General features: G+C 67.2%; 22 protein-coding genes. 19 read left to right on the top strand and 3 right to left on the bottom strand.

Annotated elements, in window-relative coordinates; genetic code table 11:
* The first annotated feature begins 60 nt into the window (after nucleotides 1-60).
* Nucleotides 61-1,764, top strand: a complete 1,704-nt coding sequence (gene rpsA, locus DKG75_RS21575; RefSeq protein WP_109923268.1) for a 30S ribosomal protein S1 — start codon at nucleotides 61-63, stop codon at nucleotides 1,762-1,764.
* 100 nt (nucleotides 1,765-1,864) lie between these two features.
* Here the strand turns inward: rpsA and DKG75_RS21570 are convergent, their stop codons facing one another.
* The gene (locus tag DKG75_RS21570; RefSeq protein WP_211315715.1) at nucleotides 1,865-2,056 is read right to left on the bottom strand and encodes a PIN domain-containing protein; all 192 of its coding nucleotides are present in this window, start codon (nucleotides 2,054-2,056) and stop codon (nucleotides 1,865-1,867) included.
* Between the two features lie 199 nt (nucleotides 2,057-2,255).
* Here DKG75_RS21570 and DKG75_RS21565 point away from each other — a divergent pair, with 199 nt between their 5' ends.
* Genes DKG75_RS21565 through arsH form a run of 5 tightly spaced genes read left to right on the top strand, consistent with a single transcriptional unit; the run spans nucleotide 2,256 to nucleotide 5,368 of the window.
* Nucleotides 2,256-2,621: an ArsR/SmtB family transcription factor gene (locus DKG75_RS21565; protein WP_341809829.1), complete on the top strand. Its 366-nt coding sequence runs from the start codon at nucleotides 2,256-2,258 to the stop codon at nucleotides 2,619-2,621.
* The gene (locus DKG75_RS21560) at nucleotides 2,614-3,153 is read left to right on the top strand and encodes an arsenate reductase ArsC (RefSeq protein WP_109923267.1); all 540 of its coding nucleotides are present in this window, start codon (nucleotides 2,614-2,616) and stop codon (nucleotides 3,151-3,153) included. The genes DKG75_RS21565 and DKG75_RS21560 overlap by 8 nt, the downstream gene beginning before the upstream one ends.
* An 8-nt stretch (nucleotides 3,154-3,161) precedes the next feature.
* Nucleotides 3,162-3,587 carry an arsenate reductase (glutaredoxin) gene (arsC, locus tag DKG75_RS21555; protein ID WP_109923266.1) on the top strand — a complete coding sequence of 142 codons (426 nt, stop codon included), beginning with the start codon at nucleotides 3,162-3,164 and terminating at the stop codon, nucleotides 3,585-3,587.
* Between the two features lie 9 nt (nucleotides 3,588-3,596).
* Complete coding sequence (gene arsB, locus DKG75_RS21550; protein WP_109923265.1) at nucleotides 3,597-4,652, top strand: ACR3 family arsenite efflux transporter; 1,056 nt, start codon at nucleotides 3,597-3,599, stop codon at nucleotides 4,650-4,652.
* Nucleotides 4,652-5,368 (top strand): arsenical resistance protein ArsH, encoded by a 717-nt coding sequence (gene arsH / locus DKG75_RS21545; RefSeq protein ID WP_109923264.1) that lies wholly within the window; start codon nucleotides 4,652-4,654, stop codon nucleotides 5,366-5,368. The genes arsB and arsH overlap by 1 nt, the downstream gene beginning before the upstream one ends.
* Nucleotides 5,369-5,588: 220 nt before the next feature.
* Here arsH and DKG75_RS23110 read toward each other — a convergent pair whose 3' ends face one another.
* The gene (locus DKG75_RS23110) at nucleotides 5,589-5,735 is read right to left on the bottom strand and encodes a hypothetical protein (protein ID WP_166646293.1); all 147 of its coding nucleotides are present in this window, start codon (nucleotides 5,733-5,735) and stop codon (nucleotides 5,589-5,591) included.
* A 258-nt stretch (nucleotides 5,736-5,993) separates the two neighbouring features.
* Here DKG75_RS23110 and sppA point away from each other — a divergent pair, with 258 nt between their 5' ends.
* From sppA to DKG75_RS21490, 11 genes are read left to right on the top strand one after another with little or no spacing between them, the layout of a single operon-like run.
* Complete coding sequence (sppA, locus tag DKG75_RS21540) at nucleotides 5,994-6,890, top strand: signal peptide peptidase SppA (RefSeq protein WP_109923263.1); 897 nt, start codon at nucleotides 5,994-5,996, stop codon at nucleotides 6,888-6,890.
* 28 nt (nucleotides 6,891-6,918) lie between these two features.
* Nucleotides 6,919-7,269 (top strand): integration host factor subunit beta, encoded by a 351-nt coding sequence (ihfB, locus tag DKG75_RS21535; RefSeq protein WP_109923262.1) that lies wholly within the window; start codon nucleotides 6,919-6,921, stop codon nucleotides 7,267-7,269.
* A gap of 21 nt (nucleotides 7,270-7,290) precedes the next feature.
* Nucleotides 7,291-7,635, top strand: a complete 345-nt coding sequence (locus DKG75_RS21530) for a lipopolysaccharide assembly protein LapA domain-containing protein (protein WP_109923261.1) — start codon at nucleotides 7,291-7,293, stop codon at nucleotides 7,633-7,635.
* Nucleotides 7,632-8,573 (top strand): bifunctional Delta(1)-pyrroline-2-carboxylate/Delta(1)-piperideine-2-carboxylate reductase, encoded by a 942-nt coding sequence (gene lhpI, locus DKG75_RS21525; RefSeq protein WP_109923260.1) that lies wholly within the window; start codon nucleotides 7,632-7,634, stop codon nucleotides 8,571-8,573. The genes DKG75_RS21530 and lhpI overlap by 4 nt, the downstream gene beginning before the upstream one ends.
* On the top strand, nucleotides 8,570-9,688 hold the full coding sequence (locus DKG75_RS21520; RefSeq protein ID WP_109923259.1) for an NAD(P)/FAD-dependent oxidoreductase: 1,119 nt from the start codon (nucleotides 8,570-8,572) through the stop codon (nucleotides 9,686-9,688). The genes lhpI and DKG75_RS21520 overlap by 4 nt, the downstream gene beginning before the upstream one ends.
* A gap of 10 nt (nucleotides 9,689-9,698) precedes the next feature.
* On the top strand, nucleotides 9,699-10,346 hold the full coding sequence (locus tag DKG75_RS21515) for a phosphoribosylanthranilate isomerase (protein WP_109923258.1): 648 nt from the start codon (nucleotides 9,699-9,701) through the stop codon (nucleotides 10,344-10,346).
* A 2-nt stretch (nucleotides 10,347-10,348) separates the two neighbouring features.
* Entirely contained in the window at nucleotides 10,349-11,575 is a 1,227-nt protein-coding gene (gene trpB / locus DKG75_RS21510) for a tryptophan synthase subunit beta (RefSeq protein WP_109923257.1), read from the top strand.
* Nucleotides 11,572-12,408, top strand: coding sequence for a tryptophan synthase subunit alpha (gene trpA, locus DKG75_RS21505; RefSeq protein ID WP_109923256.1), 837 nt, complete (start codon nucleotides 11,572-11,574; stop codon nucleotides 12,406-12,408). Before trpB ends, trpA begins: the two co-directional genes overlap by 4 nt.
* Before the next feature lie 19 nt (nucleotides 12,409-12,427).
* On the top strand, nucleotides 12,428-13,309 hold the full coding sequence (gene accD / locus DKG75_RS21500) for an acetyl-CoA carboxylase, carboxyltransferase subunit beta (protein WP_166646292.1): 882 nt from the start codon (nucleotides 12,428-12,430) through the stop codon (nucleotides 13,307-13,309).
* A 21-nt stretch (nucleotides 13,310-13,330) separates the two neighbouring features.
* Nucleotides 13,331-14,614 (top strand): bifunctional folylpolyglutamate synthase/dihydrofolate synthase, encoded by a 1,284-nt coding sequence (locus DKG75_RS21495; protein WP_109923254.1) that lies wholly within the window; start codon nucleotides 13,331-13,333, stop codon nucleotides 14,612-14,614.
* Between the two features lie 45 nt (nucleotides 14,615-14,659).
* The gene (locus DKG75_RS21490) at nucleotides 14,660-15,112 is read left to right on the top strand and encodes a DUF29 domain-containing protein (RefSeq protein WP_109923253.1); all 453 of its coding nucleotides are present in this window, start codon (nucleotides 14,660-14,662) and stop codon (nucleotides 15,110-15,112) included.
* Between the two features lie 6 nt (nucleotides 15,113-15,118).
* Here the strand turns inward: DKG75_RS21490 and DKG75_RS21485 are convergent, their stop codons facing one another.
* A complete protein-coding gene (locus DKG75_RS21485; protein ID WP_166646291.1) occupies nucleotides 15,119-15,745 on the bottom strand; it encodes an SCO family protein in 627 nt (208 codons plus the stop codon).
* A 343-nt stretch (nucleotides 15,746-16,088) separates the two neighbouring features.
* Here DKG75_RS21485 and DKG75_RS21480 point away from each other — a divergent pair, with 343 nt between their 5' ends.
* A complete protein-coding gene (locus DKG75_RS21480) occupies nucleotides 16,089-16,595 on the top strand; it encodes a DUF6306 domain-containing protein (protein WP_109923251.1) in 507 nt (168 codons plus the stop codon).
* Between the two features lie 16 nt (nucleotides 16,596-16,611).
* Nucleotides 16,612-17,118, top strand: a complete 507-nt coding sequence (locus DKG75_RS21475; protein ID WP_109923250.1) for a hypothetical protein — start codon at nucleotides 16,612-16,614, stop codon at nucleotides 17,116-17,118.
* Nucleotides 17,119-17,135 lie beyond the last annotated feature (17 nt).

The following is a 17,135-nucleotide window of genomic DNA, read 5'->3' as shown; positions in this document are numbered from 1 at the left end:
GGGGGAAGACCGCCGGAGACAACCGGCAGGCCCGCAAGAGATGTTAGGAGACGACTGATTATGACCGAGTTCAAAGAGAATTTCGCCGAACTGCTTGAAGAAGTGTTCGGCACTGCCAATTCCCTCGAAGGCAGCGTGATCGAAGGCCGCGTGGTCTCGATCGAAAACGACTTCGCGGTGATTGATGTCGGCCTGAAGGCCGAGGGCCGCGTGGCCCTGAAGGAATTCGCGCCCCCCGGCCAGAAGGCCGAGCTGAAGCCCGGCGACATCGTCGAGGTTTACCTGGAGCGCATGGAAAACGCGATGGGCGAAGCGGTGATCAGCCGCGAGAAGGCCCGCCGCGAAGAAGCCTGGACCATCCTCGAGCGTGCGTTCGAGAAGGGCCAACGCGTCGAAGGCGTGATCTTCGGCCGCGTGAAGGGTGGCTTTACCGTCGACCTGTCGGGCGCGGTGGCCTTCCTGCCCGGTTCGCAGGTCGACGTCCGCCCGGTCCGCGACATCACGCCCCTGATGGGCGTGCCGCAGCCGTTCCAGATCCTGAAGATGGACCGTCGCCGCGGCAATATCGTCGTCTCGCGCCGTGCCGTCCTCGAAGAAACCCGCGCCGAAGCCCGGTCGGAACTGGTCGCCAACCTCAAGGAAGGCCAGATCCTCGAAGGCGTGGTCAAGAACATCACCGACTACGGTGCGTTCGTCGACCTCGGCGGCGTCGACGGCCTGCTGCATGTCACCGACATTGCGTGGCGCCGCGTCAACCACCCGTCCGAGGCCCTCACCATCGGCCAGACCGTGAAGGTCCAGGTCATCCGCGTGAACCCGGAAACCCAGCGCATTTCGCTCGGCATGAAGCAGCTGCTGGCCGATCCGTGGGACGGCGTCTCGGTCAAGTATCCGGTGGGCGTGAAGTTCCTCGGCCGCGTGACCAACATCACCGACTACGGCGCCTTCGTCGAACTGGAGCCGGGCGTCGAAGGCCTGGTCCATGTCTCCGAAATGAGCTGGACCAAGAAGAACGTCCATCCGGGCAAGATCGTTTCCACCTCGCAGGAAGTGGAAGTCATGGTCCTCGAGGTCGACGCCAACAAGCGCCGCATCTCGCTCGGCCTGAAGCAGTGCCTGGAGAACCCGTGGTCGGCCTTCGCGGGCCAGCACCCGCAGGGCACGGAAATCGAGGGCGAGGTCAAGAACATCACCGAATTCGGTCTGTTCATCGGTCTCGATGGCGGCGTGGACGGCATGGTCCACCTCTCCGACCTCGACTGGAACCGTCCTGGCGAACAGGCGATCCAGGACTACAAGAAGGGCGACATCGTCCGGGCGCAGGTTCTCGACGTCGACGTCGAGAAGGAACGCATCTCCCTCGGCATCAAGCAGCTCGGCCGTGACCCGCTGGCCAACAACAACGAAGTCCGCAAGGGCTCCGTCGTGACCGGCACGGTGGTCGAGGTGAACGAGGGCGGCGTCGAGGTGGAAGTCGGCGACGACGGTCTCCGCGGCTTCATCCGCCGCGCCGACCTCGCCCGCGACCGCCAGGACCAGCGCCCCGAGCGCTTCGCCGTGGGCGACAAGATCGACGCCAAGATCACCAACGTCGATCGCGCCACCCGCAAGCTCCAGCTCTCGATCAAAGCCCGCGAGATCGAGGAAGAGAAGGAAGCCGTCGCCCAGTACGGCTCGTCCGACTCGGGCGCGTCGCTCGGCGACATCCTGGGCGCGGCCATGTCCCGCGCCCGCGCCAAGGCCGAAGGCGGCGACGAGGAATAATCCTCGCCACCTCACCGCCGGGGTTCAGGATCGGGGCGCGCCAGCAATGGCGCGCCCCGGTTTCGTTTTGGGGGGTACTGGCGACCGGTCGCCGGCCGCGTCAACCCTGCCAGGGATCGACCAGCACCACGCCGGTGCCCTCAAAATCGCGAATATTCCGTGTCACGACACGCAGGCCATGGATCAATGCGGTTGCTGCGATCAGCGCCTCGACCTCATTGCGCCGGTCGGGAACAGGTCGCCCCCCCTCTGAAGCGATACTGCGATTTTCGATGAGACAGGGCTTTACCATCCTTTGGCACAGAACGGCGTGGCGGGCCGAAGCCGATGAAACGGAGAACTACGTCTACGCCATTTCCCTCCATAGCCCTCCTTAATGCTGCCATGGCCATTGACACGGTCTCGCTCGGTTAGACCGTCGAGATTTCCGCTGGCGCTTGGCGTGGCTTTGGCGTAATTATTATCTCAATGATTCTTGAACTATTGAGATAATGATAGACGAGAAGCAAGCTCTCAATGCCTTCGCCGCGCTGTCGCAGGAAACAAGGCTCCGCATCGTCCGGTTGCTGGTGACTGCTGGGCCGGAAGGCATGTCGGCCGGAGCCATCGGTGAAGCGATGGATGGCGCGTCATCGTCGCGCATGTCTTTTCATCTGAGCCATCTGGAACAGGCGGGGCTTGTCGAGTCCCGCCGTGAGGGGCGGTCGATCATCTACAGCGCCGCGCTGACTACGCTTTCCGGCCTTATCGAGTTCCTCATGCACGATTGCTGCCAGGGCCATCCGGAGGTCTGCAATCCGGCGATGGCCGCGCTGTCCTCCTGCTGCGAACCCACGAAAGGAACCTCCCATGTCTGACGGGCAAAATGATCGCGTCTTCAACGTCCTTTTCCTCTGCACCGGCAATTCGGCGCGCTCGATCCTTGCTGAAAGCATTCTGAATAAGGATGGTCAGGGTCGCTTTCGCGCCTTCTCTGCCGGGTCCCAGCCCAAGGGCGAGGTCAGTCCTTTTGCGCTGAAGGTGCTGGAGAGCTTTGACTACCCCTCTGACGGCTTCCGCTCGAAGGGTTGGGAAGAGTTTGCTGGCCCCGACGCGCCTGTCATGGATTTCGTGTTCACCGTCTGCGACAACGCCGCCGGCGAAACATGCCCGGTCTGGCCCGGCCAGCCCATGACCGCCCATTGGGGGATCGAAGACCCGGCGGCCGTGTATGGGTCTGATATTCAGAGGGAAGCCGCCTTCGTTGCTGCCTTCCGCTACATGAAGAACCGCATCTCGGCCTTCACGTCCCTGCCTGTCGCCAGTCTCGACAATGCGTCGCTGCGCACAAAGCTAACCGAGATCGGCCAATCCGATGGCGCATCCTCTCCAAGAAACAGCGCGGCGTGAGGCAGGCCATGGACGTGATCATCTATCACAACCCGGATTGCGGCACCTCGCGCAACACACTGGCGATGATCCGCAATGCGAGCGTTGAGCCGCATGTCATCGAATATCTGAAGACACCGCCGTCTCGGGACATGCTGACCCAGCTTATCGCTCGCATGGGCATTGCGCCGCGTGAACTGCTGCGTGAGCAAGGCACGCCCTATGCGGAACTGGGCCTTGGCGACCCGGCGCTGAGCGACGAGCAGTTGCTCGATGCCATGATGGCGCATCCCATCCTCATCAACCGGCCCATCGTCGTTAGCCCGAAGGGTGTCAGGCTCTGCCGACCGTCCGAGGACGTGCTCGACCTGTTGCCGCCGCCGCGCGGTGAATTCGCCAAGGAAGACGGCGAGCGCGTGATCGACGAACACGGCCGGCGCGTCGCAACGGCCTGAGGGAAACCCATGTCCGGTTTTGAACGCTATCTCACCCTCTGGGTCGCATTGTGTATTGTCGTCGGCATCGCGCTCGGCCACTTTCTTCCGGGCGTGTTCCAGATGATCGGCTCTGCCGAGATCGCCAGCGTCAACCTGCCGGTGGCAGTGCTGATCTGGCTGATGGTCATCCCCATGCTGCTCAAGATTGATTTCGCCGCATTGGGCGAAGTTGGCCGACACTGGCGTGGCATTGGCGTGACGCTGTTCATAAACTGGGCGGTGAAGCCTTTTTCGATGGCGTTGCTCGGCTGGTTGTTCATCGGCTGGCTGTTCCGGCCGTATCTGCCGGCCGATCAGATCGACAGCTATATTGCCGGCCTCATCATCCTCGCCGCCGCGCCATGCACGGCCATGGTGTTCGTCTGGTCGAACCTGACCAGAGGCGAGCCGCATTTCACGCTGAGCCAGGTCGCCCTCAACGACGCCATCATGGTCGTCGCCTTCGCGCCGATTGTCGGGCTGCTGCTGGGTCTTTCGGCGATCACGGTGCCATGGGGCACGCTGGTTCTATCCGTCGTGCTCTACATCGTCATTCCCGTCCTCATCGCGCAGATCGTCCGGCGCAGGATGCTGGCGAATGGCGGGCAGGCAGCACTCGACCACCTGCTTGCAAAACTCGGCCCGGCTTCCCTTGTAGCGCTGCTGGCGACGCTTGTTCTGCTGTTCGGCTTTCAGGGCGAACAGATCATCGCGCAGCCGGCGATCATCGGCCTGCTTGCCGTGCCGATCCTGATTCAGGTCTATTTCAATTCCGGCCTTGCCTATCTGCTCAACCGGCTGGCGGGCGAACAGCATTGCGTTGCCGCCCCCTCGGCGCTGATCGGCGCGTCGAACTTCTTCGAACTGGCAGTCGCTGCCGCCATCAGCCTGTTCGGCTTTCACTCGGGCGCGGCGCTTGCCACGGTCGTCGGCGTGCTGATCGAAGTCCCGGTGATGCTCTCGGTCGTCTGGATCGTGAACCGCTCGAAAGGCTGGTATGAGCGCGGCGACAAAGTATCCGAACTCGCGGAAGAGCAGCGTTGATGCCGGACGATCTTCCCAATCTCGATGCCGGTTACGTTGATATTCCCGGCATTGGCCGGCTGCGCGCTGCGACACCCTCGGCCCATCCACCGCGCATCCTGCTGCTTTACGGCTCGCTCCGCGAACGATCCTACAGCCGTTTCCTCACATTCGAAGCCGAACGACTGCTGAAACATTTCGGGGCAGAAACACGCATCTTCGATCCGTCCGGCCTGCCGCTGCCCGATGGGGCTGACGTCAATCATCCGAAGGTCCTGGAACTGCGCGAACTCTCGCTGTGGTCAGAGGGACAGGTCTGGACCAGTCCCGAGCGACATGGCGCGATGAGTGCAGTGATGAAGGCGCAAATCGACTGGATTCCGCTGTCGGTCGGTGCGATCCGCCCAACACAGGGCCGAACCCTTGCGGTGATGCAGGTGTCGGGCGGCTCACAGAGCTTCAATGCGGTCAATCAGATGCGCCTGCTCGGCCGTTGGATGCGTATGGTGACGATCCCCAACCAGTCCTCCGTCGCCAAAGCGTATCAAGAGTTCGATGAGGCCGGCCGGATGCGGGCGTCCTCCTACTATGACCGGGTGGTCGACGTGATGGAGGAACTGGTCAAGTTCACGCTGCTGACGCGCGACGTATCGCCTTACCTGACGGATCGCTATTCTGAGCGAAAAGGAAGCCCCGAAGCTGTGGCGCGGCAGGTGAACCTAGCCACCGCGACATGAGCAGCATTGTAACGACGCAGCCAGTAGTGTCGTGCTGTAGCGGGCTATCGGCTATGATCGGCGGCTATAGCGCGTTATAGAGGGCAATCGGCGGTTATGGCGGGACATGCGGCATTCGAACACCTACACCGAAGCCATCTCTCTATGACGCAGCCCACCAAATACTGGCCCCCGACCACCATCGAAGTAACCTGCATGGGCGCAACGCAGCCCCCCCCCCTCACTTCATCAGCGAGCGCCAGGCGAACCAGATCAGGAAGATGGCGATTACGGTGACGATGTAGCCGGGGCCGGTGTCGATGAAGGTCAAGGCGCTGTGGAGCAGGTCGGCGGGGCTGGCGGCGGCGAGGAGGGAGAGGCTCGGCATGGCGGCTTCCGTGTGGTGCGGGGCCGGGGCTGGACAAGGGGGCCGCCGGCGTTAAATTCAGAATGGCGGCAATATACACCGAAATGATTATTTGTCATGGCCGCGGCGCAGCACCGGCGACGTCATTGCCCCCAACTTGCCGTAGGGACAGTGCGGGCTGGGGCAATCGGCGGGTGTCCTGCGTGAAAAGCCATTGCCGCGGACGGAAAGCCGGCTAACCTTCCCCGCCCGCCCACACCTGCGAGAGGCCCGATCCCCATGAACGGAAGCGACGACCTGTTGCAGGACCGGCGCCTGCTGCGCCGCCGCCTCACCCGCTGGCGGCTGCTGGCGGCGGTTTTCGCCGTTGCGCTGGGCACCGTGATGCTGCCGGGCCTGCTGGGCGGCAGCCTGCGCCCCCATGTTGCGCGGGTCGCGGTCGAGGGGCTGATCATTGCCGACGACGAGCGCCTCGCCCTGCTTGAGCGGCTGGGCGAAGATCCCCTGGTCGAGGCGGTGATTCTGGCCATCGACAGCCCGGGCGGCACCACGGTGGGCGGCGAGGCGCTTTACGACAGCCTGCGCCGGCTGGCGGCGAAAAAGCCGGTGGTGGCCTCGATCGGCACCCTCGGCACCTCCGCCGCCTATCTGATCGCCACGGCCGCCGACCGGATCTATGCCTATGACACGTCGATCACCGGTTCGATCGGCGTGCTGATCCAGTCGCCCGAATTCTCGAAACTGATGGCCGAGATCGGCATTTCGGTGAACGAGGTCAAGTCGGCGCCGCTCAAAGCCTCGCCCTCGCCGTTCGAGGAAATGGCACCCGATGCCCGGGCCGCGCTTCAGGCCGTGATCGACGACAGTTTCCACTGGTTCCGCGACATCGTCGGCGAACGGCGCGCGCTGGCGCCGGAAGCCCTGGCGAAAGTGACCGACGGGCGCATTTTCACCGGGCGCCAGGCCCTGGAGCTCAAACTCGTCGACGCGCTCGGCGCCGAGACCGAGATCATGGCCTGGCTCGCCGCCGAAAAGGGCATCGATCCTGACCTGCCGATCGTGAAGGTGGCCCCCGAAAACGGCGGCTTCGACGCCGTCCTGAGCGGAAAAGCCTTTGTTCCTAAATGGCTTACCCTTGACGGGCTGACCTCGGTTTGGCACCCTCGGCTCGATTGACGGCTGAAGGCGGGGGGATGCGCGGGCCATGATCAAGTCTGAACTGATCCTGCGCCTGGCCGCTGCCAACCCCCATCTCTATCAGCGCGACGTGGAACGCATCGTTTCCACCATCTTCCAGGAAGTGGCGGATGCGCTGGCGCGCGGCGACCGGGTGGAGATTCGCGGCTTCGGCGCCTTTTCGGTCAAGAGCCGGCCGGCCCGCACCGGCCGCAACCCCCGCACCGGCGAAGCGGTCGACGTGGCGGAGAAATTCGTCCCCTTCTTCAAGACGGGCAAGGAATTGCGCGAACGCCTGAACATCGACGGCGACGGCGACCCCGAAAGCGATTCGGCGCCCGCCGACCGCCCCGCCGACCGCAAAGCCGTGAAGGGCTGAGGCCCGGAAAGGGCAAGCGCCATGAAACTGCGCACATTGCTGATCTCGCTGCCGATCGCGGTCGTCCTCATTGCCCTGGCGCTGGCCAATCGGGCGCCGGTCACCCTGTCGCTGGATCCCTTCGCCGGGGCGACGCCGGCCTATGCGGTGACCATGCCGCTGTTCCTGGCCCTGTTCCTGGCCCTGATCGCCGGCATCCTGATCGGCGGCAGCGTCGCCTGGTTCTCCGGGTTCCGGAAGCGCCGGGTGCTGCGGCGCCGGGTGAAGGTGATGAAACGCGATCTCGATGCCGCCGCAACGGCCCCGGCCCCGCCGCCGGCCCCGGTCAGCCAGCACGGCAGCGGCAACCTGCCCGCCGTGCGATGAGCGGGCCGCGTCACGTCGAGGCGGGCGCTGCGCTCGCCGCCCTCACCTATCCGGGCCTGATCGATGCGCTACGCGATGCCTTTGCCGCCGGCACCGTGACCGCCCCCTTGCGCGGCCATTACCCGATGGCGGACGGGGCCGGGAACACCAATATCTTCCTGGTCATGCCCGCCTATGACGCCGGCGCCTATGCCGGGGTGAAGCTGGTGACCGTCGCCCCCGGCAACAATGCCCGGGGCCTCGATTCCGTCATCGGCCTCTATGTCCTGTTCGATGCGGTGACCGGCGCGCCCCTGCTGACCGTCGACGGCAGCGCGATCACGGTCCGGCGCACCCCCGCCGCCTCGGCGCTGGCCGCCCGCTATCTGGCCCGGCCGGAGGCGGAGACCCTGCTCGTCGTCGGCGCCGGCAAGCTGGCGCCCCATGTCATCGATGCCTATCGCGCCGTGCTGCCCCGCTTGCGCCGGGTGCTGGTCTGGAACCGCACCGCCGACAAGGCCGCCGCCGTCGCCGCCCGCAGCGGTGCCGAAGTGGCGCCCGACCTTGCCGCCGCCGTCGCCGCGGCCGATGTCGTCAGCGCCATCACCATGAGCAAGGCCCCCCTGATCCGGGGCGACTGGCTGAGGCCCGGCACCCATCTCGACCTGATCGGCGGCTTCACCCCCGAAATGCGCGAGGCGGACGACAGCGCCGTCACCCGCGCCAGCCTGTTCGTCGACACGCGGGAAGGCGCCCTGCACGAGGCGGGCGACCTGGCCGATCCGCTGAAGCGCGGCGTGATCGCCGCCGGCGACATCAGCGCCGATCTGGCCGATCTCGTGACCGGGCGCCACCCCGGCCGCCGTTCGGCGGAGGAGATCACCCTGTTCAAATCGGTCGGCACCGCCCTTGAAGACCTTGCCGCCGCCGCCTTCCTGCACCGGTCGGGCCCGGCATGAGGCTTGTTATCGTCGGGGCCGGGATCTACGGCCTGTCCGTCGCCCGGGCCGCGCTGAAGGCGGGCCATGACGTCACCGTGATCGAACAGGGCCGGGTGCCGGACCCCTTGGCAAGCTCGGTCGACCGGCACAGGCTGATCCGCCACCCTTACGGCGACTTCGAGGGTTATGCCCGCCTGATCCCGGCCGCCTTCGCCGCCTGGGAGGGCTTGTGGCAGGACCTCGGCCGGCGCCATTACATCGAGACCGGCACCCTGGTCCATCACTTCCGCCCCGGCGACTGGGCGGACCAGTCGGCCGCGGTCCTGGACCGGCTGGGCGTCGCCTATGACCGGCTGTCGCCCGCCGATCTCGACCGCCGCTTTCCCATGCTGAGCGCCGAGGGCGCGATCGACGCCCTGTGGCTGCCCAGCGGCGGCGCCCTGCTGGCCGACCGGATCGTGCGCGATCTCGGGGAATTCGTCCGCGCCCGGGGCACGCTGCTCGAAGGGATCGCGGTCGCCGACCTCGACCCGGCGCGGGCGACCGCGATCCTGGCGGACGGGCGGCGCATCGCCGGCGACCGGCTGGTGGTCGCCGCCGGCGCCTGGACGCCGCGCCTGCTGCCCCATCTGGCCGGGCGGCTGCGCCCGGTGCGCCAGGTGGTGACCTATGCCGCCGTGCCCGGCCAATGGCGCGAGGCCTGGGCCCGGGGCCCCATGCTGCTGGAGGTCGACGGCGAGGGCGGCTTCTATGCCGTGCCGCCGGTCGACGGCTATGGCCTGAAGCTGGGCGATCACCGGCTGGCCGGCGGGCCGGACGATCCGGAAGACCGCCGCCGCGCCGAACCGGCCGAGGCCCGCGCCATCCTCGACGGCGCCCGCCGCCGGCTGCGGGATTTCGACGACTATCGCCTCATCGAGGCGAAGACCTGCCTCTATACCGTCACCGCCGACGAGCGCTTCCTGATCGAGGCGGTCGAGGGCGCCCTGGTGCTGTCCTGCTGCTCCGGCCATGGCTTCAAGTTCGGGGCCCTGGTCGGCGAGCGGGTGGCGGCCCATCTCGAGGGGGCCCATATCGAGGGGGACGAGGATGTCGCGGTCCTGCACGCCTGGGCCGCCGGAAGCGTGCTATAGTCGGGCGATCATGTCGGGTTTCGTCAAGATTTGCGGGCTGTCCACGGCGGAGACGGTCGATGCCAGCGTCGCCCGGGGCGCCAGCCATGTCGGCTTCGTGTTCTATCCGCGCTCGCCCCGGAACATCGCGCCGGCGGCGGCCGGAAACCTGATCGCGCGCCTGCCGGATCATGTCGTCCCGGTCGCCCTGACCGTCGATGCCGACGACGCGACGATCGCCGCCATCCTGGCCGAGGCGCCGGTGAAAATGCTCCAGGCCCACGGCAGCGAAAGCCCGGAACGGGTGGCGGATCTGCGCCGGCGTTTCGGCCTGCCGGTGATGAAGGCGATCGGCATTGCCGATCCGGCCGACGTCGCCCGCGCCCATGATTACGAAGCTGTTGCCGACCTGTTGCTCCTGGACGCCAAAGCGCCTAAGAAAGGCCTTCCCGGCGGCAACGGGCTTGCGTTCGACTGGGGCCTGATCGCCAATGAAGGCTGGTCGCGCCCCTGGTTCCTGGCAGGTGGGCTGACGCCCGACACTGTCGCCGAGGCCATCCGCATTGCCGGGGCCCGGGCGGTCGATGTGTCGAGCGGCGTCGAAAGCGCGCCGGGGGTGAAGGATATCGGCCTGATCGCCGCCTTTCTGGCGGCGGCACGGTCACAGTTCGAGGAATGACGATGGCCCAGGCGGCTGCTGCGACGCCCAATTCTTACCGCGAAGGCCCGGACGAGCACGGCCATTTCGGCATCCACGGCGGGCGTTTCGTCGCCGAGACCCTGATGCCGCTGATCCTCGACCTCGAAAAGGCCTATAACACGGCCAAGGACGACCCGGCCTTCCAGGCGGAGCTGAACTATTACCTCGAACATTACGTCGGCCGGCCCAGCCCGCTCTATTTCGCGGAACGCCTGACCAGCCATTTCGGCGGCGCCAAGATCTATCTGAAGCGCGAAGAGCTGAACCACACCGGCGCCCATAAGATCAACAATTGCATGGGCCAGATCCTGCTGGCCCTGCGCATGGGCAAGAAGCGCATCATCGCCGAGACCGGCGCCGGCCAGCACGGCGTCGCGACCGCGACCGTGGCCGCGCGCTTCGGCCTGCCCTGTACCATCTACATGGGCAAGACCGACATCGAGCGGCAAAGCCCGAACGTCTTCCGCATGCGCCTGCTGGGCGCCGAGGTGGTGCCCGTCACCTCCGGCTCGCAGACCCTGAAGGATGCGATGAACGAGGCGCTCCGCGACTGGGTGACCCAGGTCGAGGATACGTTCTACATCATCGGCACGGTCGCCGGCCCCCATCCCTATCCGGCCATGGTGCGCGACTTCCAGTCGATCATCGGCGTCGAGGCCAGGGCCCAGATCCTGAAGGCCGAGGGCCGCCTGCCGGACACGCTGGTCGCCTGCGTCGGCGGCGGTTCCAACGCCATCGGCCTGTTCCACCCCTTCCTGGACGAGCCTTCGGTCGCCATCGATGCGGTCGAGGCGGCGGGCCACGGGCTGGAATCCGGCAAGCACGCCGCCTCGCTGGCCAAGGGCCGGCCGGGGGTGCTGCACGGCAACCGCACCTATCTGCTGCAGGACGACGACGGCCAGATCATCGAAGCCCATTCGATTTCCGCCGGCCTCGACTATCCGGGCATCGGGCCGGAACATTCCTGGCTGCACGACATTGGCCGGGTGAACTTCGTCTCGGCCACGGACCAGGAGGCGCTGGACGCCTTCCAGCTCTGCACCAAGCTCGAAGGCATCATTCCCGCCCTCGAATCGTCCCATGCGCTGGCTCATGTCGGCCGGATCGCGGGCAAGCTGCCCAAGGACCATATCATCCTGGTCAATCTCTCCGGCCGGGGCGACAAGGATATCTTCACCGTCGCCAACGCCCTGGGAGCGAAGCTGTGACCGTCGCCCGCATCGATGCCCGCTTCGCCGCCCTGAAGGCCGAGGGGCGCCCCGCCCTCGTCGTCTTCGTGACCGCCGGCGATCCGGACCCGGAGACATCGTTCGAGGTGATCAGGGGCCTGCCCGCCGCCGGCGCCGACGTGATCGAGATCGGCATGCCCTTCACCGACCCGATGGCGGACGGGCCGGCGATCCAGGCCGCGGGCCTCCGCGCGCTATCCGCCGGCCAGACCCTGGCGAAGACCCTCGACCTCGTCCGCCGCCTGCGCGAGACCGACAGCGCGACCCCGATCGTGCTGATGGGCTATTACAACCCGATCTATGCCTATGGCGTGGCCCGCTTCCTGACGGATGCCAAGGCTGCCGGGATCGACGGTCTGATCGTCGTCGACCTGCCGACCGAGGAAGACCCGGAACTGTGCCTGCCGGCGCTGGACCAGGATATCGCCTTCATCCGCCTGGCGACCCCGACCACCGACGAGGTCCGCCTGCCGACCGTGCTGCGCAATACCGCCGGCTTCGTCTATTACGTCTCGATCAACGGCATCACCGGCTCGGCGACGCCGGATACCGGCGCGGTCGCGGCGGCGGTCACCCGGCTGAAGGCCCATACCGACCTGCCGGTCGTGGTCGGCTTCGGCATCAAGACGCCGGAACAGGCGGCCGCCATCGGCGCCACTGCGGACGGCGCCGTGGTCGGCAGTGCCGTCGTCTCCCTGATCGGCGCGGCCGCGGCGGAGGGGCTGACGGGCGAAGCCCTGGCCGCCCGCGTCCATGCCTTTGTCTCGACCCTGGCGGCGGGCCTGCGCGGCGCCAAGCGCAGCGCCGCCTGACCCCGGCTGGAGTTCCCCCATGGCGAATTGGCTGAATGATGTGGTGCGGCCCAAGATCCGGGCCGCCTTCCGCCGCGAGATCCCGGAAAACCTGTGGACCAAGTGCCCGGGCTGCGCCCAGATGCTGTTCCACCGCGAGTTGGCCGAGAACCATCAGGTCTGCCAGCATTGCGGCCACCACCTGCGCCTTGGCCTCAGCGAGCGGGTGGAACTGCTGCTCGACCCCGGCTTCACCCTGGTGCCGGTGCCCGAGGTTCCGGCCGATCCCCTGAAGTTCAAGGACGAGAAGACCTATGTCGCGCGCATGAAGGATGCCCGCGCCAAGACCGGCCAATTGGATGCCATGGCCGTCGCCTATGGCACGATCGAGGGCCTGGGCGCCGTGCTCGCGGTGCAGAATTTCGCCTTCATGGGCGGCTCCATGGGCCTTGCCGTGGGCGAGGCCCTGGTGACGGCGGCCGAGCGCGCGGTCGACCACGGCGTGCCCCTGATCGTCGTCACGGCGGCCGGCGGTGCGCGCATGCAGGAAGGCATCCTGTCCCTGATGCAGATGCCGCGCTCGACCGTCGCGGTCGAGATGGTGCGCGATGCCGGCCTGCCCTATATCGTCGTCCTGACCGATCCGACCACCGGGGGCGTCACCGCCTCCTTCGCCATGCTGGGCGACATCCAGATCGCCGAGCCGGGCGCCCTGATCGGCTTCGCCGGCCAGCGCGTGATCGAACAGACCATCCGCGAGAAACTGCCCGAAGGCTTCCAGCGCGCCGAATACCTGCTGGACCACGGCATCATCGACATGGTGGTGCCGCGGAAGGAGCTGAAATCGCGCCTGGCCAAGGTGATCTCGCTGCTGACCAACCGCCGCCCGGTCCCGGCGGCCAGGGTGCCCGCCCGTATTTGAGCCCCCGCATCTGAGCCCATCATGACCACCAGCGACCTGGTGCTGGAGCGCCTGACCCGGCTCCACCCGAAGAAGATCGACCTGTCGCTCGGCCGGATGGAGCGGCTGCTGGCGCGGCTCGGCCATCCGGAACGGCAGCTGCCGCCGGTGGTCCATGTCGCCGGCACCAACGGCAAGGGCTCGACCGTCGCCTATCTCCGCGCCATGGCGGAGGCGGCGGGGCTGAAGGTCCATGCCTATACCTCGCCCCATCTGGTCCGCTTCAACGAGCGCATCCGCCTTGCCGGCAGCCTGATCGCCGAGGAGGCGCTGACCGCCCTTCTGGAAGAATGCGAGCGCGCCAACGGCGAGGCGCCGATCACCTTCTTCGAAGTGACGACCGCGGCCGCCCTGCTCGCCTTCGCGCGGACGCCGGCCGACCTCCTGCTGCTCGAAGTCGGCCTGGGCGGGCGGCTGGACGCGACCAATGTGGTGACCCGGCCCAGGGTCGCGGTGATCACGCCGGTCGACCTCGACCACAAGGAATTCCTGGGCTCGACCGTCGCCGCCATCGCGGGCGAGAAGGCGGGCATCATGAAGCCGGACGTGCCCACCGTCCTCGGCCCCCAGAGCCGGGAAGCCCTGGAAGTCTTCTGCGAGCGGGCGGATCTGCTGGATGCCCCCCTGCTGGTCGCCGGCGCCGATTTCACCGCCCGGCGCAGCGGCGACGGCTTCACCTTCACCGGGGCCGGCCGCACCGGCTGGGCCCTGCCCCGCCCCGCCCTGCCCGGCAACCACCAGATCGAGAATGCCGCGACCGCGGTTGCCGCCGCCCTGCTTCTCGACCTGCCGGAGGCGGCGATCACGGCCGGGCTGACCGCGGCCGAATGGCCCGCGCGCCTGCAACGCCTGACCCGGGGGCCGCTGGTCCGGGCCCTGCCCGCCGGCGGCGAGCTTTGGCTCGACGGCGGGCACAACCCCCATGCGGCGCGGGCGCTGGCGGCGGCACTCGAGGAACTGGCCGCGGACGGGCGGCCCCTGGCCCTGGTGTCGGGCCTGATCTCGACCAAGGATGCGGCAGGCTATTTCGGCGCCTTCGCCGGGCTGCAGCCCCCGGTGGTCGCCGTCACCATCCCGGACGAAGCCGCCGCGCGCCCGGCCGCCGACATCGCCGCCGCCGCGGCCGCGGCCGGCCTTGCCGCCGAAACCGCGCCCGACCTTGCAGCCGCCGTCACCCTGGCCGCAGCACTGGCCGGCGAGCGGGCACGGGTGCTGATCTGCGGCTCCCTCTACCTCGCGGGGAAAGTCTTGGCCGAGAACGGCTGAAGGGGTAAATTTCTCTTCGGTTGCCGCCAAGGAGAAGTGCAGGCCATGCCCGTCTCCCGCATGAAATCGGATCTTTACGAGCGGGATTTCTACGCCTGGGCCCATGAACAGGCGGCGCTGCTGCGCGCCGGCCGTCTTTCCGACGCCGATATCGAAAACATCGCCGAGGAAATCGAAAGCATGGGCAAGGGCGAAAAGCGCGAATTGCTGAGCCGCCTCACCGTATTACTCGCCCATCTGCTGAAATGGCGGCACCAGCCGGAACGGCGCTCGACCTCATGGCGCCTGACCATCAGAATCCAGCGGCGCGACATCGCCGATCACCTGGGCGACAACCCGAGCCTGAAGGCCCTGCTGCCGGCAGCGATCGCCCGGGTCTACGACAGTGCCCGCCTGTCGGCGGCGGCGGAGACCGACCTGCCGCTGCCGGCCTTCCCCGAAACCTGCCCCTGGTCCCTCGACCACATCCTGTCGGAAGATTTCTGGCCCGAGGCCTGAGAGCCCTCAGCCGCCGATCAGCTTGCGCAGGCCGTCGGCGAAAGCCTTCGGTTCGAGGTCGTGGGCGAAGATCCACTTCAGGCGGCCGTCGGGACCCATCAGATAGACCAGGGTCGAATGGTCCATGGTGTAATCCTCGCCCTCGCCCCGGCGCAGCGCCACCCCCCGGTAGGTCTTCAGCACGGCGTCGATCTGGCTGCGGTCGCCGGTCAGGCCGGTGATGCGCGGATCGAAGGACGAAGTGTAGTTCTTCAGTTCCGCCGCACCGTCCCGTTCCGGATCGACGGTGATGAACAGGGGCTGGATCCGGTCGGCGGCCGGGCCCAGGTCCTTCAGCACTTCGGTCATCTGGGCCAGGGTGGTCGGGCAGACGTCCGGGCAATAGGTGAAGCCGAAGAAGACCAGCAGGTATTTGCCTGGCCAGCTTTTCTCCGTCACCGGCTTGCCGTCCTCGTCGATCAGGCCGAAGGGCCCGCCGACGACGCCGGCCAGTTCATGGTCCGGCGGCAGGCCGATGCCGCCCGCCGTCTCCCGCAGGGGATCGCGCCGGTCGAGACGGCCCAGTTCGAACCAGGTCAGGGCGGCGATCGCCACCAGGGCGAGGGCGATGAGGATGGGCTTCCGGTGTTTCATGGCCGCCAAGTGACCCCGTTCGGGTTCGGAGGTCAAGACCGGCCCGCCGGCCATTTGTCGCATCGGGGAAAATCGCCGGCGGAAACGGCCGCGCCGACCTCATCCCGGCTCGCCTGCATATGCGGTCTTCGGTCAGGGCATGACTGTCGGGCTTCGATCAGGGCCGGGTTCGTGCTTTAGTGCAAGCGACATGCACGACGCACGCCCGGATGTGCAGCATGGGGTCGGGCCCCGCCGCCGAACGGCGGTCGCATCCCCCGGCCTGCCGGGCGTTGCCGCGCACTACGTGAAGAATGGCGTTTCCCCTGCCGGGTGCGCCGCATCAACTGGGAAATCGAGCCAAGTGACCGCAGCTAAAGGACATCGCGCCGGCAGCGTCTCGGACCTGCCGGTCGACGCCGACGGCGACCTCCGGACCCCGAACTTCAACGGGCCCCTGACGGACTCCGAACTCGCCGCCCTGATCAACCTGCTGATCGAGTCCATCCGCGCCGGCGCCAAGGTCGCCGCGGTCTTCGCCTGCCGCGCCGCGTGCCAGGACCGCCGCGGCATGTATCTGGACATCCAGTCCGACGCCTCGAAGGCGATCCAGCATTTCTCGCGCATCCTGAAGGCCCGCGGGGTCGAGCCCTCGGACGCCACCAGCGGCTTCTTCGACCGCGCCATCGACCTGCCGGAAAAGGCCGACCGCGTCGCCTTCTTCGCCCGCGGCCAGGACTGGCTGCTGGCCACGCTCCAGGAAGCCCTGCCCCACCTTCAGGATCCCGAACTGATCGCCGTCTTCCGCGAATGCGCCGAAACGGCCAAGCGCAACCGGGAACGCGCGCTCACCTACAAGCCCGCCGTCTGAGACCGGTCCCCTCCCCATGCTGATGACCCTGCTGGTCGCCGTCGGCTTTGCCCTGCTGGCGGCGTTCCTGGCGCGGGCCATGCTGCCCGCCCCCTGGAACCGCTATGTCTTCCTGCTGCTGGGCGTGCCCGCCCTGGGCCTGACCGCGGTCGGCTTCGGCCTGACGATCTATGCCTATGCCACCTGCGACGAGACGGTGGCGGTCGCCCATCCGAATGCGGACGGCACCCCCTTCATGACCATCAGCAGCCTCGACTGCGGCGATCCCGCCAACCGCAGTTTCGACGTCACCATCACCCAGGCCCTGAACGGCAAGCGGGTGGATACCACGATCCTGCGCAGCCACGGCCTGCCCGCGCCGGCCGATGTCGCCGAGATCGAAGCGGGCGAGGCCGGCGGCCGGCGCTTTCGCGTGACCATGACCGACGGCACCAGCCATGAGACCGGCCTGCTCGGACCCAAGGCCGAGCCCGACACGGTGTGGTCGATCCTGAACGGCGAGGTCCAGGCCTTTTCCCGCTGAACGATGCAGGCGGGCAT

The organism is Zavarzinia compransoris (assembly GCF_003173055.1).
Taxonomy (GTDB): domain Bacteria; phylum Pseudomonadota; class Alphaproteobacteria; order Zavarziniales; family Zavarziniaceae; genus Zavarzinia; species Zavarzinia compransoris.
Note: the sequence above shows the minus strand (reverse complement) of the source record. Positions and strands in the feature narration are given on the sequence as shown.